At 69.6% G+C, this 22,091-nt stretch carries 17 protein-coding genes and 4 pseudogenes; 10 read left to right on the top strand and 11 right to left on the bottom strand.

Translation table 11 applies throughout. The annotated features are described in order from the left end of the window. Nucleotides 1-369: 369 nt before the first annotated feature. Nucleotides 370-1,842 (bottom strand): neuraminidase (sialidase), encoded by a 1,473-nt coding sequence (locus ACFYU0_RS08750; protein ID WP_389298844.1) that lies wholly within the window; start codon nt 1,840-1,842, stop codon nt 370-372. Nucleotides 1,843-2,776: 934 nt separating this feature from the next. On the opposite strand from ACFYU0_RS08750, the gene ACFYU0_RS08745 reads away from it, so the two are divergent. Beyond that, a complete protein-coding gene (locus tag ACFYU0_RS08745) occupies nt 2,777-3,013 on the top strand; it encodes a hypothetical protein (protein WP_389298842.1) in 237 nt (78 codons plus the stop codon). Nucleotides 3,014-3,020: 7 nt separating this feature from the next. On the opposite strand, the gene ACFYU0_RS08740 is transcribed toward ACFYU0_RS08745, so the two are convergent. Further along, nucleotides 3,021-4,853 carry an AMP-dependent synthetase/ligase gene (locus ACFYU0_RS08740; RefSeq protein WP_389298841.1) on the bottom strand — a complete coding sequence of 611 codons (1,833 nt, stop codon included), beginning with the start codon at nt 4,851-4,853 and terminating at the stop codon, nt 3,021-3,023. 517 nt (nt 4,854-5,370) lie between these two features. Between ACFYU0_RS08740 and ACFYU0_RS08735 the strand changes: the two genes are divergently transcribed. After that, nucleotides 5,371-5,958 carry an ALF repeat-containing protein gene (locus ACFYU0_RS08735; protein WP_389298839.1) on the top strand — a complete coding sequence of 196 codons (588 nt, stop codon included), beginning with the start codon at nt 5,371-5,373 and terminating at the stop codon, nt 5,956-5,958. Between the two features lie 229 nt (nt 5,959-6,187). Then, nucleotides 6,188-6,964, top strand: a complete 777-nt coding sequence (locus ACFYU0_RS08730) for a hypothetical protein (RefSeq protein ID WP_389298837.1) — start codon at nt 6,188-6,190, stop codon at nt 6,962-6,964. On the opposite strand, the pseudogene ACFYU0_RS08725 reads toward ACFYU0_RS08730, so the two are convergent. The 3 genes and pseudogenes from ACFYU0_RS08725 to ACFYU0_RS08715 all read right to left on the bottom strand — a co-directional run. Next, a pseudogene (locus tag ACFYU0_RS08725) lies at nt 6,963-7,145 on the bottom strand (hypothetical protein); the annotation flags it as partial. The gene ACFYU0_RS08730 and the pseudogene ACFYU0_RS08725 overlap by 2 nt on opposite strands. A gap of 722 nt (nt 7,146-7,867) precedes the next feature. Continuing rightward, nucleotides 7,868-8,554, bottom strand: coding sequence for a hypothetical protein (locus ACFYU0_RS08720; protein WP_389298835.1), 687 nt, complete (start codon nt 8,552-8,554; stop codon nt 7,868-7,870). A 29-nt stretch (nt 8,555-8,583) separates the two neighbouring features. After that, a pseudogene (locus ACFYU0_RS08715) lies at nt 8,584-10,074 on the bottom strand (hypothetical protein); the annotation flags it as partial. Nucleotides 10,075-10,097: 23 nt separating this feature from the next. Here ACFYU0_RS08715 and ACFYU0_RS08710 point away from each other — a divergent pair. From ACFYU0_RS08710 to ACFYU0_RS08700, 3 genes are all read left to right on the top strand, one after another. After that, nucleotides 10,098-10,820: a pentapeptide repeat-containing protein gene (locus ACFYU0_RS08710; protein ID WP_389298833.1), complete on the top strand. Its 723-nt coding sequence runs from the start codon at nt 10,098-10,100 to the stop codon at nt 10,818-10,820. A 165-nt stretch (nt 10,821-10,985) separates the two neighbouring features. Then, a complete protein-coding gene (locus ACFYU0_RS08705) occupies nt 10,986-11,309 on the top strand; it encodes a hypothetical protein (RefSeq protein WP_389298832.1) in 324 nt (107 codons plus the stop codon). A gap of 1,878 nt (nt 11,310-13,187) precedes the next feature. Next, complete coding sequence (locus ACFYU0_RS08700) at nt 13,188-13,934, top strand: hypothetical protein (RefSeq protein ID WP_389298830.1); 747 nt, start codon at nt 13,188-13,190, stop codon at nt 13,932-13,934. A 116-nt stretch (nt 13,935-14,050) separates the two neighbouring features. On the opposite strand, the gene ACFYU0_RS08695 is transcribed toward ACFYU0_RS08700, so the two are convergent. Continuing rightward, entirely contained in the window at nt 14,051-14,317 is a 267-nt protein-coding gene (locus tag ACFYU0_RS08695; RefSeq protein WP_389298828.1) for a lamin tail domain-containing protein, read from the bottom strand. Between the two features lie 653 nt (nt 14,318-14,970). Here ACFYU0_RS08695 and ACFYU0_RS08690 point away from each other — a divergent pair. Then, the gene (locus tag ACFYU0_RS08690) at nt 14,971-15,258 is read left to right on the top strand and encodes a hypothetical protein (protein WP_351673110.1); all 288 of its coding nucleotides are present in this window, start codon (nt 14,971-14,973) and stop codon (nt 15,256-15,258) included. A gap of 297 nt (nt 15,259-15,555) precedes the next feature. Beyond that, nucleotides 15,556-15,861: an endo-1,4-beta-xylanase gene (locus ACFYU0_RS08685; RefSeq protein ID WP_389298954.1), complete on the top strand. Its 306-nt coding sequence runs from the start codon at nt 15,556-15,558 to the stop codon at nt 15,859-15,861. A gap of 56 nt (nt 15,862-15,917) precedes the next feature. On the opposite strand, the gene ACFYU0_RS08680 is transcribed toward ACFYU0_RS08685, so the two are convergent. Both ACFYU0_RS08680 and ACFYU0_RS08675 read right to left on the bottom strand, forming a co-directional pair. After that, nucleotides 15,918-16,253 carry a hypothetical protein gene (locus tag ACFYU0_RS08680; RefSeq protein WP_389298827.1) on the bottom strand — a complete coding sequence of 112 codons (336 nt, stop codon included), beginning with the start codon at nt 16,251-16,253 and terminating at the stop codon, nt 15,918-15,920. Between the two features lie 123 nt (nt 16,254-16,376). Next, complete coding sequence (locus ACFYU0_RS08675) at nt 16,377-17,033, bottom strand: hypothetical protein (RefSeq protein WP_389298826.1); 657 nt, start codon at nt 17,031-17,033, stop codon at nt 16,377-16,379. Nucleotides 17,034-17,654: 621 nt separating this feature from the next. Here ACFYU0_RS08675 and ACFYU0_RS08670 point away from each other — a divergent pair. Continuing rightward, the gene (locus ACFYU0_RS08670) at nt 17,655-17,810 is read left to right on the top strand and encodes a hypothetical protein (protein WP_389298824.1); all 156 of its coding nucleotides are present in this window, start codon (nt 17,655-17,657) and stop codon (nt 17,808-17,810) included. A 68-nt stretch (nt 17,811-17,878) separates the two neighbouring features. Here ACFYU0_RS08670 and ACFYU0_RS08665 read toward each other — a convergent pair. Next, nucleotides 17,879-18,154, bottom strand: a pseudogene (locus tag ACFYU0_RS08665) (hypothetical protein); the annotation flags it as partial. 141 nt (nt 18,155-18,295) lie between these two features. Between ACFYU0_RS08665 and ACFYU0_RS08660 the strand changes: the two are divergent. Further along, entirely contained in the window at nt 18,296-18,652 is a 357-nt protein-coding gene (locus tag ACFYU0_RS08660) for a hypothetical protein (RefSeq protein ID WP_389298822.1), read from the top strand. A gap of 361 nt (nt 18,653-19,013) precedes the next feature. Here the strand turns inward: ACFYU0_RS08660 and ACFYU0_RS08655 are convergent, their stop codons facing one another. Together ACFYU0_RS08655 and ACFYU0_RS08650 are read right to left on the bottom strand one after the other, a co-directional pair. Further along, nucleotides 19,014-20,309 carry a hypothetical protein gene (locus tag ACFYU0_RS08655; protein WP_389298820.1) on the bottom strand — a complete coding sequence of 432 codons (1,296 nt, stop codon included), beginning with the start codon at nt 20,307-20,309 and terminating at the stop codon, nt 19,014-19,016. Between the two features lie 407 nt (nt 20,310-20,716). Further along, nucleotides 20,717-22,075, bottom strand: a pseudogene (locus tag ACFYU0_RS08650) (cellulase family glycosylhydrolase). Nucleotides 22,076-22,091: the final 16 nt, after the last annotated feature.

Here is a 22,091-nt window from a genome sequence, read left to right as displayed (position 1 = left end):
CGCGCGCGGGCACGCCCCAGCGACACGACGGCCGGGCCCCGCCCCGCTGCTCCCCAAAGGGAGGGCCCACTCCCCCGACCGGCGGCCGCCGGACCGCCGCACCCGAGCCGCCGTCAGACTCCCGGCCTCGGCAGCTGACTGGGGTGCTGGGTACGCGCACGTAGCGACTCGGCTGAATTAGGCTCACCTGCGCACAACAATGGGTGCTCGAGCACATCCTCGGCATCGAACGGCCGGTGAGGGAGAGAAGCCCAAGCCGCGGCGCAGCCAGGCCGACACATGGGCCACCGGCCTCACCACCGCGGTCGGCCTCGCCACCCCGTGAATCGTTTATGACACGACCCGCATCGGATGTCTGTCCTGGGTCGGTCACCGGGTGCGGAGACTGCCGGTGTACACATCCGTGCGGTTCGATGGTGAGCCGGAGTGGGTCTCGGTGAGTACCGCTCGTACTCGCTTTGCGTCCGCCACCAGGCCTTGGTAGTCGCCGAGGAAGTAGCCCCCGGCGAACGGCGCCTGCAGCCAGTCAAAGACCCGTGAGATCCGTCGTTCGGTTCGGCGCTCGGGGTCTCCATGCGGCAGTGTGACCAACTGGTAGGCGGTGGGCAGGGTGGTGGTGTCACCCGGCTTGAGAAAGCGCAGGTCATAGTAGGTGAGCGCGACTGTGCCCCGTTCGTCGACCGCGATCGACGGTGAGAAGGCCGGCACGCCTTCCGGGCTGATCAGCTGCGGGGTCTCCCAGGTGCGTCCGCCATCGGTGGAGCGCACGAGCTGGACGGAGTCGAACTTACCGCCGGAGAAGTCTGAGCCCTCGTAGGCCATGTACAACGCGCCGGTCTCGGGGTCAACGGCCGGGCTGGGCAGGGTGGCCGCGGCGCGCAGCGGTTTGTCGGGGTCGTTCGGGTCGACCTCTGGTACAGAGGTGTCCCGGGCCACGATCACCGGCGCGCTCCAGGTCTTTCCGGCGTCGGTCGACGTGACCATCGCGTAGTGGGCTTCTGTCACGGTGTTCAGGTCATCGGAGTAGGTGATCTGGTCGAAGTAGTCATACAGGGTGGCGGTGCGCCGGTTGGCGACGATCACATGGCCGATGGTCTGAGTGTTGGGGACGGTGCTGGTGTCGACGAAGGCGCGGCCCTTGCTCCAGGTGCGGCCACCGTCGCGGGTGAGCGAGATGTAACCCGGACCGTCGAGGGAGCTGGGGCCGGGCGGATCGTTGTCGAGGCGGTTCCAGACCTGGTAGGCGGTGCCGTGGCGGACCGGGTCGGCGGTGAGCGAAGGCTTGTCGTTGAAGAACGGCTGCTGGTCGACGTGCGTGGTGGTGAGGTTCTGCCAGGTGCGGCCGCCGTCGCGGGAGGTGGCGGCCAGGAGGGCGCTGCGTGTGCTCCTCGTGAAGTCGACGCCCTCTCCGCTGGCGTAGACGGTACCGTCCGGTCCGGTGCTCACCCAAGGGTCGGAGGCCCGTTCAAAGTCCGCGCCGCCGGGGGCACACAGGCTGAACGGCAGCGCGCTCCGGTGGAAGGTGTGGCCGTCAGTTGTCCAGCTGGCCACCAGGCCACGGGCGCCGCCATCATTCCAGCGATCCTGCTGGAACACAGTGACCACGCGCTTGGGGGCGCGCGGATCAACGGACAGATACGGTTCGACCTCGGTGCCCGGGTAGACGACGCTGTCGGGGGACCTCCTACCGATGGTGCAATCCGCATACGGGTCGCCCCGGGACACCTTGATCAGTGGTGTGCTGTCCGGGTTTCGGTCCGCTGCGGCGGGACTGGCGCCGGCGACCGCGTTGAGGAGGAGTGCGGCGGTGGTGACGGCGGTCAGGGGCAGGAAGACACGCATGCGGAAACTCCTCCGGGCCTGACGGCCGGAATACGGGACCGCCGTATCACGAGGCGGCCAGTGACGCGGAGGGATGCTGGACCGGCAGGAGCGGGGCGACTCCGCCTGATCCTTTTCGGCGTTGCGTCCGGCGCCCTTGATGGGCTGAACGGCGGAGTTTCCCCCAGGGGCCGACGACGATATCGGTCCCGGGCCGCAGGGCATGGCCGATATCGTCGCCGGCCCCTCCCCCCACCACCCCACCGGCCGGTACCTGCTCACCCTGAGACTCAAGGCGTACGCGAGTACCGGCGTTCAAGCCATCCGCCCCAACCAGTAGCCGCCAGTCGGCCGGATGCCAGCCCGACCTCCTTGTGCGCCCGCGTACGCGTACTTCAGGCATGTCCTCGGGGGCACCTGAAGCACTACGCACCTCTTCTGCGGATGGTTTGGAACGACCACGATCCACGGCCTCTCGTGCCTGATCCACGGTTGCTGCTTCCACGGCGGGCCGTCCAACGATGCCGGGAGTAGCGTCCTGCAGCCCGAGCCCCGGCCAAGGCGCACACCGTGAAGGTCCCGGCGCCCCGCCGGCCGCCCCGCCCCCTGGGCTCGGGTCGCGCGACTTCCCCGGTCGGAGCGCAGCCGTGCGCGCCGCCCTTAGGGTGCGGGCATGACGGCCCCCGCCCCGCTGTCCGCCCTCCTCGCCGACCGGCTCATCGCCGCCCTGTGGCACGGCCAGGCCGTCGACGAAGCGGCCGTCGGGCTGGGCATCGACCTGCGTGCCGTCTGAGTGCGGCCCGCACCGACACCCACTTGGCCGTCGCGCTCGCCGGCCGGAACCGGGACGCCCTCGACGAAGGCGGCCACGCCCTGCGCGCCGACTACCTCCGCCTCCTGGCCCTCGTCCTGCCCCCCGCGCCGAACTGATCCTGGGCACCGGAGACCCAGGAACGTGGCGCGTGACGACCCGGCAGTCGCGGCCGCCTGCGACGTCATCAGCGCCGCCTCGGTGCCGCACGGCTTCCTCAAGCCCATGCGGCTGGCCCCGGAGCGCGTCGCCCGGTTCCTCGCCGAATTGCGCACTCCGGGGACGACCGTCCTCGCGGCCGCGGCCGCTGTCGGCGTCTCCGACGCCGCGATCTACCAGCGGCGCACCCGATCAGCAACGAGGCGGTCCGACCACCGGTGAGGGGCCCTCAGGAGCCGTACAGCGCTTCGATGTCGGCCGCGTACGCCTGCACGATCGCGGCGCGACGCAGCTTCAGCGACGGCGTCATGAGGCCGTCGGCCGTGCTGAACTCGTTCGGGATGATCCGGAACGCGCGGATCGCCTCCGCCTGGGAGACCGCCGCGTTCGCCATCGTCACGGCCCGCTGGATCTCGCCACGCAGTTCCTCGTTGATCGGCGCCTCCCCGGGGCGGGCGTGCTGCTGTGCGCGAAGTCGGCACCAGTGCTGGGACGCCTCGGGATCCAGGGTGATCAGTGCCGCGATGAAGGGACGGTTGTCGCCCACGACGAGGCACTGGGAGATCAGGGGATGTCTGAGCAGCCGCTCCTCGAGCACCCGGGGATTGACGCTCTTGCCGCCACTGGTGATGAGGATGTCCTTCTTGCGTCCGGTGATGACCAGGAAGCCGTCGTCGTCCAGCCGGCCCACGTCACCCGTCGCGAACCACCCGTCGCGCAGCACCGACCCGGTGGCCGCCGGATCGCCGAGGTAGCCGGAGAAGACGACGTCCCCGCGGACCCAGATCTCCCCGTCCCGTGCCACGTGGACGGAGCAGCCGGGCAGGGGTCTGCCGACGGTCCCGAAGCGGGGCCGGCCCGGTGGCTGGCTGGTGACGGCGGCGGTCGTCTCGGTGAGCCCGTATCCGTCGTGAATGGTGACCCCGGCTCCGGCGAAGAACAGGCCGAGTTCCCGGTCGAGACTCGACCCGCCGGAGGTGGCGTACCGGACCCGGCCGCCGAGGACGGCCCGCAGCCGCCCGTACACCAGACGGTCGAAGACGGTGTGCGAGGCCTTCAGCAGCGGTCCGGGCCCCGAGCCCTCGCCCCTGTCCCGGCGCTCCACTTCCTCGGCGTAGCGCACCGCGACGTCCGCGGCCCGGTCGAAGAGCGCCTCCCGGCCGGCTGCTTCGGCCGAACGCCTGGCCGAATGGAAGATCTTCTCGAAGATGTACGGCACGGCGAAGACGTACGTCGGCCGGAACGACGCCAGGGCGGGCAGCAGCGCGGCGGGGGACAGGTCCGGCTGATGCCCCAGCCGGATGCCACCGCGCATGCAGACGACCTGCACCATCAGACCGTAGATGTGGGAGAGGGGCAGGAAGGCCAGAACGGCCGGCTGCTCACCGGGCTCGGCGAGGACCTCCCGCCAGCCCGCGTTCAGGGTGTCGCATTCGGCCGCGAGACCGGCGTGGGTGATCAGGCAGCCCTTGGGGTGGGGGCCGGTGGTGCCGGAGGTGTAGGCGATGGTGGCGACCGAGCCCGGCTGCACTGCCCTGCGGTGCTGGTGCACCACGTCGTCGGGGATGCCCCAGCCCGCTTCCGCCAGCCACTGGACGCAGTTGGCGTCCAGTTGCCATATCGCCCTCAGCAGCGGCAACTGGTCGCAGACCGCCCCCACGGTCATGGCATGGTCCTCGTGTTCCACCACGACGGCCACCACCTGCGCGTCCGACAGGATCCAGCGGACCTGGTCCGCCGAGGAGGTGGGGTAGACGGGGACCACCTGGGCGCCGAGGGACCACAACGCGTAGCTGAAGAGCGTCCACTCGTAACGGGTGCGGGACATCACGGCGACGCGGTGACCGAATTGGATCCCGCCGGCCAGCAGCCCCTTGGCCAGCGCCAGGACCTCGTCGCGGAACTCGGCCGCGGTGACCGCACACCACCTCTGGTCGTCCAGGGGGTCGCGCCGCGCCAACTGCTCCAGTTTCGGGTCGCGTTCCGCCACCTCGTACACCGAGTCCGCAAGGCCTCCCGCCGACAGGGTCTCCACCAGTGCCGGAAGGCTGAAGTCGCGCACGCTACCCCCATGATGAGCCGTCCACCGTGCCCGCCTCGCGGCGGGCAGGGGCGCAACATACCGGCCGTCATCCCGGGAGCCTAGGGGCTGTCCGCCAATTCTCGTTGCATTGGTGCGCGGTGTCCGGTGCCGGGGGTTCTCCCACGCCGTAGAAGCCGGTGCAGCCGGCGCGGGACCGTCCCCGCGGGCGCGGGGAGCACGGAGCCGCGGCGTCGGTCCGCGACGTGATGCTGGGACCATCCCCGCGGGCGCGGGGAGCACGAGTGCCCGTGGGCGCCTCCCTTGACGTGCCCCCAGGAATCGTCTCGCCCCGATCATGCCCCGACAGCCACGAGCAGCGCTTGAGGCCACCCCTCTCGAGGCCGCGCCGCCATCGCCGGTCGCGTCCGCGACGACGGTGCCCTGCGACCGCAGCGGGGCAACTGCCACTGTCAGACCCAAGTGGCAGCATTACCGAAGTGAACGCCCTGAGGCGTCCTCAACTCACCTCCGTAGCAAACGAAGAGGAGCACTCCCCTTGCGACTTCATCGCGTAACGCCCTGCATCGCCGCGGGCATCCTCGCCCCGGCCCTGCTGCTCGCCACCCCGTCCTTCGCCGCCACGGCGGCACCGACCGCGGTGACGGCGTCTCCGGTGCCCTCGTCCGCGGACGAGCCGGACGCCGACGACCTGAGGGTGGCCATAGTCCGGATCCTCGCCGACCCGGACAGCGGCCGGCGTGTGACACGAGAAGCCAACGCCCTCCTGGACGCCAACGACCCCGAGGCTATGCGCGCCTGGCTGGAGACCGGCTACCGCATCGCCCAGGCCGAGGACGACCGCGTCGCCATCACGCGCCTGCTCGCCGACCCCGACAGCGGCCGGCGCGTCATCGCCGAGGTCAACGCCCTCCTGGACGCCAACGACTCCGACGCGATCCGCGCCTGGCTGGAGACCGGCTACCGCATCGCCCAGGCCGAGGACGACCGCGTCGCCATCGCCCGCATCCTCGCCGACCCGTCCGTCAGCCCGGCCCTGCGCGCGGCAGCCAACGCCGCCCTCGACGACAACACACCCGAAGCACTGCGCCACTTCCTGGAAGTCGGCAGGTACCAGGTCGCCTGACCGGCACGGCGCGCCGCACCACAGCGCGTAGCCCGGGCGGCACCCCCTGCCGCACGCACGGTCGCCGGAACGCCGAGAACCCGGGCGAGGCCGCCTGCACCTCTGTGTGCCGGCGGCCCCGCCCGGCAGGCCCTGTGCCGGCTCGGCGCCCTCCGCAGAGTTCTGTGGCCTCGCCGCCCGGTGCGGCACGGGCCACTGACCCCTCCGACAGCAGAAAGCACATTCTTCGATGACCACACAACCCCTACGCACCGAGCGCAGCGGTCCGCAGATCGCTTCCGTCGTGACCGACCTGCCCTTCAGGCCTGAGCTCGTCAAAGCGGTGTTCAGGGACGTGACCTCGTTGCCCGTCTCCCGGCTGGCCGCGTGGGCCGCCGCGTCGGTGACACGGACCGTGCTGACGGAGATCATCGACGGCGCCGGAAGAGCGGCGGCCGAGGAGGCCAGGAAGAGGCTGATTCCCAAGGACCTCATCTCGGCGATCGACCGGAACGTCGAGTTGGAGGTGGGATCGGCGTGGTACCTGCACAGCCCGACCTTCCACGGCCTGATGGGCGAGGTACGCAACGCCGATGGTGCGCTCGTGTCTCTTCGTGAGCGCCGCGGGGCGCGTACACCGAGTGGTGTGGCCGGCGCCCACCGGTTCGAGGCCGGGCTGAGAAGGCTGCTGAGGAGCCGGCGGGTGAGGGCGGTCCCGGCGATGGTCCGCGACCTGGACGGCATCGCAAGCGTGTTCCTGACGGACCTGGCCCGGGACGCGGCCAAGGTCGTCCGCGAGGGCGGGGTCAAGCAGTTCGGGACAGTCAGCCTGGTCATGCCCGGCGAGCCAGCCCCAGCCCCTCTGCTCAAAAACCCCCTCCTCACCCTGTCCACCCGCCGCGGGGACAGGCGGACTGTTGGCGGGGACGACGTCCTGGCCGCCGTCACGATGCAGCTGTTCGGCGATCTCAGACAACGCGCCATCACCGAGGCAGCCGAGATGACACGGACCACGTCGGCCAACTGATCGGGCTGCGCTTGTCGGGGTCTGGGGTCTTGCCGTCGGAACCGAGAACGCGGTCACCGTTCATGCCGCGCAGGTAGACGGATACTTGCCTGCTCTGTGTGCCGGTGGAGATACCGGTGAGGTGGGTGACCTGCTGGTAGCCGCGCCATATGGACCAGGTGCGCTCCTTGGCGGGAGTCAGAGCAGACCTGCCAGTAGTACCAAGCCTGTTGCGCTGGCGATACGCGCGGACCAACGTCTTCTGGCCCTAGGCCCACGACCCTTCCGGAGGCCGCGGTATGGCAAACGGGTTCATGATGGGTTCTTCCTACGCGGCGCCTGGGGACTGGCCTGGCCGGGCGCGTGCCGTTGAGAACGGGAGTGCAAGAACGGTGTGGCGGGACTGGGGGGATGGCTGTTCGGGCGGCCTGCTCGCTGAGCGGGCCGCCCGTCGGAACGCGTCCTACATCCCGTCGAGGGTGCCCAAGACCTGGGAGTGCACCTGGTCGTAGGTCATGGCGCCCGTCCAGACCCTCAAGTCCTCCAGGCCGCCGGGCAGGTAGTGGCGAGTGTCTAACTGCGTGACAAGGCAGACGAACAGCAGCGGACAACCGCTGACGCCTGTGGACCGTTGCACTAGGTGAGAGCCAGATCAGCCCAAGGCCACACCCCCGCCGTAGTTGCTTCGGGACGAAGAAGTCATTACCCATCTCTCGCCGTAAGCCGTCGCGGTCGGCTTGGAGTACGCGACGCTTGGGGCATGGCCCCTGAACCCAGCGCTGCCCCGTCGACGAACACTCACCAACGCCGGACCCGCACCTAAGGGAGCCTGCCGCCAACCGTGGCGCACCGCACACAGCGGGCGGCACCTCCTCCGGACAGGAAGGGCCGCCCCGCTCATGGTCGTCACCGCATCGCCGATGGTTACGAGGGCTCCAGCACGAGCTTCGCGGGAAGCCCGCCGTTCTTCTCGCAGCGCAGTTCCCTGGCCATGGCCAGGGAGACGGAGTGCGCCACAGTCGCGTAGGCGTCCTTCAACGCCTCGACGTCGCCCTCGGGCGGCTTCGGCATGTCCCAGCGCTCGACCCCCACGACGATGTGGGCCGCCTCCGACGAGCCGGCCAGCTTGTCGCTCCGGCACGCGAAGAAGACGTACGCCATGTCCGCCGCCGTCACGGCTCGCTCCCCCATCTTCAGCACCGTGAATTTCGGGGCCGAGGTGCCGGTCGGGGCGCCGTCTTTCAGATCCCACGTGATCCTGAGCTGGACCTCCGGCGTGCCGATGGGCGTGAAGACACGGCAGACGTCCTTGGTCACGGTGGAGCCCGCGGAGGCCTCGACAAGGTTCGCCGCGGCTTTTGCCACGGAATACTCCTTGCCCGACGCCTCGAACCGCGACGACCCTGTGATCACCTTCAGTGCCTTGGATGCGTCGGCGGACACGGCATTGCCACCGCAGAGCTGTGTCCCCGCGACCGCCTTGTAGTCCTTGGGCGTTTTCTCCTCGTCCCCGTCCCCTCCGCAACCGGTGGCTCCGAGAACCAGCGAGCCGGCCACGGCCGCGGAGAGCAGTCCCGCGCGTACCGACCCACGACTGATCACTGTCCGCATCCTCATGTCTCCTCGGCCGGCCACCGGAATCAGCCGGTCTCCGGGTCGTTGCCCTGCTGGTTCTCCCGGTCGTTACCGACCCCGTAGCCGATCAGCATCGACTCGCGCAGATCCTGGCCGAACACGCTGTCCTTGCCTACACCGTGACGATCCAGGAACTCCCCCATCGGGGCCTCGGCCATGCTCTCACCACCGGAGTAGATCTTGGTCTTCTCCTCCCTGGTGAGCTCCTCCAGCTTCTCCTTGTGCTCATCTACCGAGTTGTCGGAGAAGTCGCCGACCATCTGGCCGATGACCTGCTCGGCGGCACCACTGGCGGTGTCCGTCGCCAGCGGGATGAGTACCGCGGCCGTGCCCACGGCCGCGGTCGCGGGCAGGAAGGCGACACCTGCCGCGAGGCCCGCCGTGGCCCCAAACTCGACCCAGCCCGACCGCTTGGCGACCGCCTTCTCGTAGTCCTCGTGGGTCTTGAGGTTCGTCGCCTCTACTTGGTCGGCACGGGACTGGTCGAGCATGCCCTGCACCTCGGCGCCCACGCGCATGGTCGCCCTGGCAGCGCCCTCGTGGATCTTTCCGTCCGGGCCCACTGTGTCTTCTAGCGCGCTTCGGGTGTAGACCTGCTCCGCGGTCGAGACGGTCGCGTAGGCGTCCGGGTGCTGGCCGAGGGTGCTGAGGAAGCCCCGGACGGCGCTCCGCCCGTTCCCGTCCGCGGTGTCCGCGAAGTCGATGTGCCCGTCCGCGTTCCCGCCGGGCGCGAACACGCTGTCCGGATCGTTCTTGTCCAACGCCCAGTTGATGTCGTCGATGTAGCCAGCGCCCATGACGCCCAGGCTGTCGGCCATCGTCTCCTGGTGCTCCTTGAGCAGACCCGGGTCCGCGCCGTACTTCTCGATGACCTTCTGCATGACCGCGGCGTTGTCCCCATCCCGCTCCACGCCGGCGTCCGGGTGGCCGGCCGGGTAGCCGAGGGTCGCCGCCTCCAGGGCGTGGCCGAGGGCGTCGGGCATCTGGCCAAGCGACGCCTTGAGTTCCTTGTCGTCGAGCGAGTTGACGTCGGGGAAGGACTCCCACTTCTCGTTGCCGAAGAAGTCGAGGTAGTTGTCGATCGCCTCGCCGTCCTTGTTCTTGCCGAGGCCGGCCGTGGCACCGTGGTTGACCGTGCCGTCCTCGTTGTACGCGGTCGGCGGATCGGCGAAGAACCTCTTCGCCGCTTCCGGACTGTTGCCGAGCGCTTCCAGCATGGCGGTGGCCGGGTCGTAGCCGGCCCCGTTCACGCCGGAGGGGTTGAACGGGTTCTTGAACGGACTGTTCACCACCTTGTTCCCGGCGAACATGTACGGATCCTTCGCGTGCAGCTGCGCCAAGTGTTCGGCGATCGGGTTGAGGAACTTCGCGTCGTAGTTCCCGTACCGCATGATCCCGCCGAGGAGCTGGTATCCGAACGGCCCGCCGTAGTCGTTCTTGGCCAGCGGAATGCGCTCGGTGCCCAACTTGCGCAGCTCCGGACCCCAGTTGTCGGTGACTCGGGGCCGGGGTGGCCCTGGTGTACACGATCCGCAACTACCGGCTGACCCGGCGCGGGCAGGTCACCGATCGGTTCACCAAAGCCCTAGAACGCCTCGGGTCCGACCAGAGGTATGTGCGGATCGGTGGAGTGTTGGCGCTCGAGCAGATCATTCAGGACGCCCCCGAACAGGCCACCCACGCCGCTCAAGTGCTGGGCCACTTCGTGCGCGACCGCGCTCCCACCTGCCCGCGCCCAACTAATGCTCCGGGCGGTGAGACAACCCAGACGGACACCTCACTGCCCACGTCTCCGGAAGCAGATGTGCAGGTGGCCCTGACCGCCCTAACGCGTCCCGAGTCGCGCACTCACGTCGACGACCGCGAAAGACTCTACCTCGCAATCCTTCACCTTGCTGGCGCCGACCTGGTCAGAGCCGACCTCACCGACGCCCTCCTGACCAGGACGAACCTAACCCGCGCCGACCTGTCCGGAGCGGATCTCACCAGCGCCTTCCTCCGCCGTGCGGACCTCACCCACGCCTTCCTGGACGGGGCGAACCTCACCGGCGCCAACCTGGCCAAGGCGAACCTCACCGGCGCCTCCCTGCACGGGGCGGACCTCACACGCGCCGACCTGGGCGGGGCGGACCTCACCGATGTCCGGGGATTGGGAACGGAGCAAGTCAGGTCGGCACGCCTTAATGCGGAGACAGTGCTGCCGCCCGACATCAGGGCGGCCGTGGAGCCATCCTCCACATGAGCGGCGTGGGCGAGGCGGCGGAGGGCTGAGCGGAATACGCCAGACGCCCGAGCGCCTCGTGCGGGTGGTGCAGCTGGCCTTCCCGGGCAGCGAGGTGGGCGCTCTTGGCGGCAAGATGTCCAGCACGGGCGCGCCCGTGCTGTCGATCGAGGGGTCGCGGTCGCGGTGGTAGTCGGTGACGTCTGGTTCGAGGACGGCCCGCAGGCGCTGGGCGTGCGCGTCGCGCAGGGCGATCTGGTCGAGCAGCCAGTTCGCGTTCTCCCCCAGTTCCGGCACGTCAGCGGACAGTGCCTCCAGCGCCTTCCAGTCCTCGACGAGGCTACTGCGGGGCTGGTCGATGTCCTGAAGCCGGTTGAAGAGTTCGGCCACCTGCCGGGTGGTGGTGACGATCAGGTCCTCGGTGGCCGCGGCGAGCTGCCGGCGTCGTCGACCTCGCCGGCGCGCGCCAAGCTCCGCGACAGCACCGTCGGAGGCCGGAAGGGCGCATAGTCCCGCATGTGGCAGGCCCAGGCGGCGGCCGCGGCGACCCAGCCCAGCTCCCGTCCCTGCGCTGATGCCGCGCTGCGCCAACACAGCCAGCTGCTCACCAGTCGGTGACCCAGCTGCTTCACCAGCCGGCGATCTGCGCGCGGTGGGGCCCAGCCTCGCCGGGCCCCACGGGGCCAGGCGTTGCACCTGGCGCATCGGCACGGCCAGCCTACGGGTCCTAGTCGCGACCATGGATGGCGGTCCCGCGCAGCGTGCGATCGGGGCGCGGGACCGCCGACTCCCGGTCGTCCTGTCAGAGCCGGGAGGTAAAACGGTACGGAATCGGATCATCTGTCGCACGTACATCGGCACGTGAGCGCTGCCTGCCCGCGCAGAATAAGGGGGGGCCGGACCGGGGCGAGGGTGGCCGGTTGGCAGCCGGTGCTTCGGGCCGGTCAGGGGGTGGGTGCTGCCACACCCCACACCAGAACCGCCGAGCACGTCCTCAGCCAGACCAAGGCACACCCCAACCCGGCCCCCCCCTTCCTGGGGAAGAAAGGCCGTTGCGAAACACGGGTGTTGCGAGCCTGGGGCACCGCGCGCCGGTGCTGGCGATCGCCGGCGGCACCGCATCGGGCAAGTCCACTCTCGCCCAGGCGTTGGCACTGCACCGGCCCACGGCTGTGGCTCTCATCCACCTGGACGACTTCTACCTCCCCGCGCACGAGCCACACCGCGGGGTCTGCACGCTGAGCGCTACGGGTGCCGAGACGCTGGATCGGAACCATCCCGGCTCCATCGACGAGGACGCCGCGACTGCCGCGCTCGAGGCAGCGGCCACCAGCGGGCAGCACCGCATCGTGGTAGTTGAGGGCCTGTCGCCCTCACGCTGCCCAAGATCGCGGCCCGAGCCACCTGGCGGATCTACGTCCACGCCCCCGATGACATCCGCCCGGCCCGCAAGCTCATGCGCAAGATCGAGATCCAGCACCAGGACCCACTGCTCTCCCTGCACAACTGCTTGCTCAGCGGCCGAGACCGCCACGTCGAATACGTCGCCCCCTCCCGGCATCGGGCCGATCTCGTACTCGACGGAACGATGGCGACCACGGACCTGCTGACTGCGGTCAACCACCTGGTCGCCCCGAATCCCCGGTCATGGTTGCCGCCCTTGGATGAGTGGAGTGCGTCCGGCGCGGCAGTCTCCGGCCGGTCGGGCAGCAGCGTGCTCAGGTGGCGGGCTAGGACCGCAACCTTCGGTGGCCGCCGGCGGCGCCCATGGAGGTGCAGGTCGGACTCGCAGCCGGTCGGCGTTTTCTACGGCGATCATGCGGCCCCTCCAGGCGCGTCCGCCCCGCTTGCCTCCCACCGGGGTCGCCTCCCAGATCAAGACCTGGACGAGCTGATCCACTCGCCGGCGGAAGGTCCGAGCCATGCTGGAGTCGGTGGTGGCGCGCCACAGCCGGGCCCCAATCGGAGTGAGGCTGTAGCGACGCTGGTCGGCGGCCTGCCCCGCGGAGCACGGGTGGCTGTTCACTCCCCAGGTGTCGGGCGGTCAGGTGCTCCACCAGGGCGGGCGCCATCAGCAGGCAGACGCCGCCGAAGAGGATGGCCTCCCCGGCCCACGACGTACGGCGGGTGCGCGTCACGGCCGGCGTGACCACCACCATCGCGGCGACCACGCCCCCCGGGAGGCGCCCTCACGAGCGAATACCACTCCGGAGCCGTGTGCACAGGTTCGAATCCTGCCGGGCATGCGGAAGGCCCAGCCGTGAGCGGGCGGCCGGGCCAGTCAATGGGCGCGCACCGTGGCTCGCGCCAGGGCGAGTTGACCGAGTCTGCGGTGCGCCGCTATTCCTGGCACTGGCCGCGGCGGTGCAGTCGCGGAAAGGGGGACGCGTGATCGTACTGGGGTGGGTCGTCGCGCTGACGGCCCTGGGCGTGTGGTGGGTGCTGCGGCGGCTTATCCGGTACCCCGGTGGTTGGACGTACGCGTTCGACGCGGAGCATCGGGAGGCCCGTAGGGCTCTGGAGGATGCCCGCAGAGCTGTGCGCGGGCTGCGCCGGACGGCTCGTCGTGAGAGGTGGCAGGCACAGATTGCGGTGAAGCGGGCGGAGTGGACCTATCGGCGCCGGATCCGCCGGGCGGAGTCCGAGCTGGAGCAGCTGCATACGCCGCACCGCGGAGCACAGATCGAGCGACTGGGTGAGATCGTGCTGTACGAGCACACGGTTGCCGTCCGCGGTGATGAGGTCGCACTGGTGGGCTTGCAGGTCCGATTCGAGCTGGGCCGCTCCAAGGGCACGTCGTACGTGTATCTCACGCCGCCCGACGGACGTGAGCGGATGGAGCGTTACGGTGGCGCCGAGTACACCGAGGACGCGGTGCGCAGGTTCGCCGTACGAGTCAAGAACGCGGCCGCGGCGGCCGGCGAGCTGCGGGAACAGCGCGCCGGAAGCGTCCGTGCCGCCCGGGCCGAGCTGCAGGAGGCTCTTTCGGCGACGGAGCAAGTGGAGGCGGCGAAGGAGCGGTTGGAGGACATACGAACCCGCCAGGATGCGGACGTCAAACTCCCGAAGGCGCGCCTGGCCCTGGATGACGCTCGGCGTGCGTGGCAGAGCCGTACGGGACAACGTCCTCGGTAGGCGTGGCTCGGTGACGGGCGCAGCCAGCGCCCATCAGGGTGCCGCCCCGGACCGGTTTCGAGCCTCTCCCCCACCGGTTGGGAGGCCCCCATGGGGCGCAGGCTCACCGGTCGGCGTCACCTACAGCTACTGGGAAAGCGGGGATCAGTGGCGGTGCTCGCGGTGGCAACCCACCCGGACACCTCGTCGACGAACCGGCCCCGGTCGTTACGCAGCATCGCGGTGTCGTGGTCGTTGTTCAACACGTACGCCCGCCGGTCCTGGAAGACGTCGGTGACGCCCCCGGGTGGACGCGGGCCGTGGAACGCCCGTCGAGGCGAAAGTGGGAATGTGTAGGAGTGACCCTCCTCGTCCTTGAGGGTCCAGCCGTCCTGGTTCACCACCCGGCGGGTGTGCTGGTCTTCCGAATCCTCATTGGAACAGCAAGCGGTCGCGTACGCAGAAGTCCGGAGTTACCTGGATCTCCAGTGCGCCGGCACTTTCGCCCATGTGGAAGTCGACTGAGATGTGCATGGCCGCAGAAATCAATGCTAGCCGCGTCGCGCCCTCGCGAAAGATGTCCAGCAGCAGCTCACCGCCATTCGTCCAGTGGACTCTCACGGCCGAGCCTGCCGAGCGGTGGGGCGGTGGCCCAGGCGGAGACGCCGCCCAGCATAGCGAGAGCGGCGATGGCGGGATTGGCATTCGGCCTCCAACACAAGATCGCGAGAGCTCGTGCAGCGGTGAGACAGCGAAGCGAGAACGTGTGAGTCCGGCGGCGTGCACGGTGAACTCGTTCAAGGGACCTTCGGCTGTCCGGTCCTGCTGGTCCCGCAGCCATCCATTCGAACCTGCTCGAATCATGGCACCAACCGTCGCGGTACCAGCCCTGACCGACTCAAGCTAGTGGCCAGCTGTCGGTGGTCGGAACGCCGGAGCATCACGACCCGCACACCTGACCCATGTCTCTCGCGCTTGGAGGACGATCGTTTTGAACCGTACGAGCCGGTGCCTAATCGCCGCTGCCGTCACTGGTGCCGCCGCCCTCGGAGGTCTTGTGCCCGGCACTGCCGCGGCGGCTCCACAGGCCGTCTGCGCGCCCAACTACCTGCACTACAAGTACTACACGTCAAGCGGCACCATCGCCGACTGGGCCAAGAACTGTGAGGGCAGCTACACCCTCAACTCCGGTGGCTACAGCATCCAGGCAGGAGAGTGGTCGGGGTACGTCTACTTCAAGGACGGCACCTCCAGCACGTTCTGCCAGGGGGAGACGCGATACCTGGGTGGCCGCCGGGTCATCAGGATCTACATGGTGCACGACAGGATCGAGCCCTGCTTGTAGACACCTCAACGAGGCAGACCCGCCGGCGTTACAGCACTCCAGCTGCGGCGGTGTGCTGAAGGCGGCAGCCTCATGCAGCATCCGTGACTGGACCTGCTGCGAGCACCGCTGCCCTACTCACAACGAACGCATGGACGATCGCATGGCGTCCATCTTTCGCGCCCCGTGCGTACGCCGGGGGTTGCTGGCTGGGCCGCCCCGAGCGGCGGCCCAGCCAGCGCCGCATCAGCCGAGGAGCCAGCCCAGTCCGAGCAGTCCACCACCGGTCAGACGACCGCTGTTGACTCCCGCCGTGGCCTGGGTGCCGTATGTCGTCACGTCGTCGGGGTCCGCCATGCTGCCGCTGCTGGAGAAGTAGGACCCACCGTCCCCGTAGGTGAGGACGAGGAGGACGGGCGGCAGCCCCAGGCTGATGAGATGGCGGGCAAGCTGCGGGTCTGCCTGGAGGGGCCGAACTGCACATCGTTCTCCACGTGGGGATTCACCGACCGGTACGGTTCCACCGCCGACACCAAGATCTATCCTGCGCGCACGGCCGATTCCCTGCCATGGGACGCAGCCCTACGGCCGAAGCCGGCGTACGAGCGCCTGCTCGAGGCGTGAGGAATCAAGGTGCGATCTCTCGGTTTGGAGATGCTCGCCGGGCCCCTGCCCGGCATCTACGACCCCGCCGGTCCGAGGAAACTTCTGTTCGCGTTTTTCGCGGCGATGGCGGAGACCGAGCGGGAGAACATCTGCGAGTCGACGCTGGAGGGCTCGACACTGCGGCCCGCAAGGGCAAGCACGGCGGCCGGCTGCCGGTCATCACCGACGACATGCTGCACACCGTGCTCCGGCGCCGCGCAAGCGGCGAGTCCGTCGAGCAGATCCAGCCCGACCTGATCATCCCCACCGGCAAACGCAAGGGACACAACCCTTCGGTGGCCAGCATCTACCGGGCGCTCGCCGAGCATGTCAAGCCCGAGGCGTACCCGGAAGCCGTCGAGCAGGCCCACACCGCGGCCGTGCCGACCCTGCGGCTCAACGCGCCCAAGCAGCGGCAGGCATCCCCGCACCGCCTTCCGCCGGCTGCATCCACGGGCGCTCCCCGGCCGGAGAGCGCCACGGGCAGCCCGGGGTCAGCCGCCAGCCGAGCCGGCCGAGGCCGAACCGCCGGAGGTCCAGCCAGAGTTGGACAGCGGCCGAGGGCGCGTGCTGCGCTCGGTGCGCAGCTCCACCACGACCCCTGCCGGACCGAGCAGGGCCTCCAGCGCGTCGGCGAGCCGCTGCGGGTCGCCGCCGAACGGGAGCGGGGCGAGCCGCTCCCGGCCGCCCCGCAGGACGAGTTCCAGCGCGAGCGTGGAGACGGTCGGCTTGCGGTCCCCCTCGTACGGCTCCACCACCTCGTGCGTCAGCCGCACCTCGCGCAGGGTGTCGACGGGAAGCCAGTCGTCCGGCCTGGCGGCCCGGACCAACCGCAGGGACGCGGGCACCCCGGCCGGCGCGAACTCCACCCGCAGGATGCGCCGGGCCCGGGAATAGGCCACCGCCGGCCAGCCGAGCAGGTACTCCAACCCGGCGATCACCCCCACCACCACGAACACGGTCGACGCCCGCGCCCCGGCCAGCGCCATCCAGAAGGCGACGAGCAGAGTCGGCACGACCAGGGCGAGCGGAGTGAACAGCGCCGGCCCCGCCGAGGTCAGCGCGATCCGCGCCGACCCGGCCGGCGAGCCGCCGCGCAGGATCAGATCCGTCGAGTCGGGACCTTGTCTGAGCAAGGGATCGGTGGCCATGCATCCAGCGTAGGACCGGTCCGCAAGAGCGCCCCGACCCCACCACGGCCGCCGTCCTGCTGAGCCTGCTGGTGTCTCAGCAACTCAATGCGCTGAAGGCACCGGATCCAACCCGGCTCACTGCCATAGCCGCACGGCCCGGCGCCCGGCCAGCACTACCGCGCGCCAAGGTGCCGGGGACGGGTACATCGGAGCAGTGGCTCAACGCCTCGGCCGGCGCGGACCGGGCAGGCTGCGGCGTCGGCCGAAGCACCGCTGCCTCCCCGGCGGGGAAGTCCGCACTGAGGGCGCTACCACTCGCAACGCGAGGATCGATGGGTCTTCGGTGACCGGAGCCGGAGAGATAGCTGTACAAGTTCGCCTGGACCAAGATCGTGAGGCACATCCCCGTCAAGGGAACGGCATCCAAAGACGATCCGAGCCTCATGGACTACTGGGCCGAACGCGCCCGGAAGCGCAAGCATCCTCAGGCGGACGGAGCCAAGCGCTTGGGCCGGCCTCCCGCCTGGTGCCCCCGCTCGCCGTGGACTTTCCGGCCTGACCCACCAGGCGAGAACCACCGCGCTGCTGTCCACCGTCGTCCGCGTTGCCAGGGCGAACTGGACGGAAGCCCGTGAGGGGATGGACGCCCTGCAGGCCGCCCCACTCGGCGGCCAGTTCACGTTCAGGGGCCGTACCTACACGCGCCAAAATAAGGACTCGTCGACTCCGTTCCGGGCCTACGACGAGTCCGGCCGACGCCTCCATCCGGGGCTGCTCGAGGAGCGGGCGTTCTGAGCCTGGGCCACGATCGACTTCCTGCAGCACACCGGCGTCCGGATCGAGGAGATGCTGGAGGCCAGCCATCACGCCCTGATCCAGTACAAGCTGCCCACCATACGACGACCAGGTTCAACGGGGCGGGCGGGGCCGGGCGGTAGCGGCCGATGTGGCAGCGGACCGCCTCGGCCAGGCGCGGGGGGTCGTCGGTGACGGTGGCCCGGCCTTCGAGGGTGACCCAGCCGAAAGCCGTCCGCCTGGCAGAGCGCGACGCGGACCGCCGGGCAGCCCGCCGCCACATTCCGGGGCTTTCGGGCCTTGGCCCGGGTGGTGACCTGGGCCAGGCCGGTGGACGCGTCGAAGGTGAAGGGGACTGGGGTGACGTGCGGGGTGCCGTCGCGGCGGAGGGTGGTGAAGGTGGCCGGGTACGTGTGCCTGCAACCAACAGCAAGGCCCTGCTGTTATGCGCGACTTGCACACTCTCAGATGGGAGACTTGCTCACATGAAAGAGGTGCGCTGCGAGCGATGCGGCAACATCATCGGCATGGGGTGCGCCTGCCCTCCTGACGGAAGCGTGCCGAAGGCCGACCCGGAGGGGAGGCCTGTTCGACAGGAGTGGCGGCGATTCCCCGGCAACGCCATCTTGATCAAGCAGAACGGCAAGGCGCACGTGCCAGGCGCCTGCGATCACATGACAGAAGACGAGGTGCGGCCCCCGAAGTGGGGCTGGATCCTCGAACCGTCTCCCGGGCATTGGGGCCGTATCAACGAAGTCTGCCCAGCCATCGCCAGTGGGGGGAACACGCGGCTGCAGGCGACGAGCCGGTGCATGACGTGCATGGGGACTCTCGGCGGCTGACGATCGGCAGGGATGCTGGGCCGTGGGGTACCAGCAGAACGGGTTCTCCTCTCGCAGCCGTTCCTCGACGCGGAGGTCGTGGCCACGATGCGCCGGCTGCCCGCCGCAGCCACGTTCCGTCCGGGCTTACGTCCACGGCCTGCGGTCGCACGGCGACGAGTTCATCGACCTCTGCCGCTGCGCACGGCATCCGCTCACCGCGGAGATGTTCGACACCGACACGCGCTGCCAGGTGGTATGGGAGGCCCGGCTGGGCATGGGCACTCCCGCTCTGGGACCGCCGAACAGCTCGCCGGCCTCGTGGCCCGGCTGGAGAGCCTGCCGGACGAACGATCCGCGGCATCCGGCGCGGGCGTGCCGGTCATCGTTGGTTCTTGATGTCCCACAGGGTCGTCTCAACCGGACCCGCGGACACCACGCGTACCCCGTACCGGTTCTCCACCACTTCCTGGGACTCGTCCTTTCCGGTGCCCGCAATGTTGATTGTTTCCATGATGTTGACGCCGTGCAGACCGAACTGCCAGTACACGGTGATGTACCGCGGCTTCCTCGTTCTTGCGTCGACCGAGTTGTTTTCCCGTATCTCGCTCTTGTATATGACGGAGTCGAAGTCCTTCTGATTCTTCACCCATGCGGGCACCTGGGCTTTCTTCCAGGTGAACGCAGGGGGACCGAAACGCACTACGGAAGAGAGGTCCTTGCGTGTGAGGTGCGCGTTGGCGTAGAAGGTCAGCTGGTCGTACGGGGTCCTCTTGGGGAGCTGAACGACCACTCGCGCGGAGAACTTGTCCCTGGCGTAGATCCATCGTCCCACGGGCATCCACGGCTGCGCCGACACCAATTGGCCGGGCTGGTGGATCTCCCTACGGGATACCGGGTTGAACGCTTGGAAGTCCCTCCATTTCTCCGAGTCGCCCTGCCATTCCCGACGGGACCTGTCCTTCCGGCTCAGGTGCACCGTCTCCGCCATGGCGTGGAATTCGGTGCCCAGGACGTAGAAAGCCGCATCACCGCGGTTCTCGATCTCGATGTCCACCGGTACGGAGAACGACTTGCCGCCCCGGTTCTGCATGCTTTTCCCCACGGTCAGTTTGACGACCGGCGTGGTTTCGTGCTGGGACGGTTGGTAGAGGTTCTGGTAGCCGAAGTTCGCCACCGCGATGACCGTGGTGACGATCACCGTGGCGGCCACTCGCTTGGGAGCGGGGATCAGAACCGATGTGCGGAACACCGCAAAGGCAGCCCAGGCCGAGCCCACCGTCAGGACGATGAACAGCGCCTTGAAATACCAGTAATCACCGTCCTTCAGGATCTCGGCCGCGACGAGGAGGTTGGTCAGCGCGGCCCCGAACGAGGCGATCAGCGCGATCACCCCGGAGTATTCGTACTTGTGCGACAGCCAGTGGTCCGTGGCCGCGATAGCGCCCAACAGCGTGGTGAAGGCCACCGCCATGAGCACGGCACCGGTGAGGCGGCCGGCGAACGTCAGCGCTCCCACGAAGTCCTCGTAGCCGAACCAGGCCAGCATCCCGATCGTCACGAGGAGAACCAGCGTGATCAACGCGAGAGAGACGGGCGATGGTCTGGGCCGCGCCTGTGCCAGCGTCCGTTGCGCCCGCTGGCGAGAGCTGGCGGGTGAGTTGCCGTGAATCCTCACGGGACCACCTCCTCGCGGCCGATCGGAGCCCGGGCAGCGAGACCGTGTCCGTGAACACGATTCGTTCCTTGCTCTCGTCCGGCGTGGACGTGCGCAGGAACGCGCCCTCGCGGGGTTCGTCATGTGGGATGAACTCGACCTCGCGGACCCGTACCTGCAGGGGCCCCGGTGCCCGGGGGCGGCCGGAAATCGCCCGTCCACTCCCTGACCCGCGACAGGCCGACCACGACCGTCTTCGGGGCCGGACTGAGCACGTACTCGCGCTGCCATGCCGGGGCCGCGGCGGGGCTCGTGGGAAGCGACGAGGTCGACCTGAACCGCCGGCCCGTTCGTCGGCGGACGGCAGGGTTCCGGGACTATGTCGACCCGGCGGATGCGCGCCGCGGACTCGCTCACTCCCACGCTAGTCACCGTGCGGGCGTGCTGCACCCCGGCGGAGGCGGCGGAACCGCCTGGTGCGGCCAGCCGCGGGTCGCGGTGACGGTCACCTCGCCGCCCGGGGCGGCCAGTACGCGGGACCGCGCGCGCAGGACGCGTGCGTCGCCGGCGGCCGTGACGCGCCAGGGGCCCGGCGGCAGGGACAGGGTGGTCGTCCGGGGACCGTGGGGGCCGCGCGGTAGGTGAGGCGGTAGACGCCCGCCCCGGGGTCGTACCCGGCGGAGCGGATCGTGCCCGCCACCGCCTCCGCGGACGGTTCGGCGGTCAGCTCCTTGTGGGGGCGGAAGGCGCCGGTGTCGTCCACGGCGCAGCACCCACCGCCATAGGACCACACATAGCCCGCCCAGCCGGAGTCTTAACGGCCCAGGGAGGCCAGCGCGTCCCGGTAGAAGAGATTCATGTGCGGCACAGCGTGCTGTCCGGCGGCCCCCACTTGCCGACGACCACCCGGACCCGGTAGCGCCTGGGGTACCCGGTGACGGCCCGCTGGTGCGCCTCGACCCAGCCGGCCCCGGGGTCGTAGTCGGCGCCTCCTCCATGGCGGTGCCGTAGAAGTGCGGCGCGTACACCACCCGAGGGGCCTCCACGCGGCCGAGGCCGGTCGGTACGCCCTCGCCCACGACCGGGGCCGGCTCCACGAACAGCCAGGCGTCCCGGTCGGCCGAACGGACGGCGTGGGCGGGGCGGTTGTACATCGGTGACAGCGGCTCGCGTTCGACACGGCGCGCTGCCGTCGCCAAGTCCTCTCCCGGCCGCTGCTCGCCCATCGGTTCGTTGATCAGGTCGTAGCCGAGCAGGGCCGGGTGGTGGGCGAACCGGGCGGCGAGGGTGCGCCACATGGCAGCCTGGGCGCGCCGTAGGTCCGCTTCCTCGTACAGGGTGGGTGAAGGCCCGCCGCACGGCGGGCTCCAAGTACTCGGCGAACCAGTCGTGCGGGTGCGCGGTGCACGGCAGTCCGTCGGTCCTGGTCGCCGACTCGGGTATGCCGCGGTGGCCGAACGCGGGCCGTAAGACGTCCTGGTGGGCGTCGAAGACGACCTTCACGTCGCGGCTCCAGGTCGTCCCAGAAGACCAGCAGCCGGGCGAAGTCCAAGCCCCGGGCCCGCAGGTCGCGAAGATGGCGTTCGGTGACGGCGGTCAGGCCTCCTCGCCCCGGTGCGTCTTGTCCCGATGTTCCAGTCGTGCCCGGTGAGCACCCGCCCCTGCCGGTCGGTGAGCCGGGGGACGTCCAGCCCGGTTTCCTCGGCGTGGGTGGTGGCGCGGGCCAGGAAGCCGGCGAGGACCGCGTCCGCCGTCAGCATCGCAGGCAGTACAGGGAGGACCAGCATGAAGTACCGCACCGTC

The organism is Streptomyces sp. NPDC003720 (assembly GCF_042875075.1).
Classification (GTDB): Bacteria; Actinomycetota; Actinomycetes; order Streptomycetales; family Streptomycetaceae; genus Streptomyces.
This window is presented reverse-complemented; position numbering and strand designations above follow the sequence as displayed.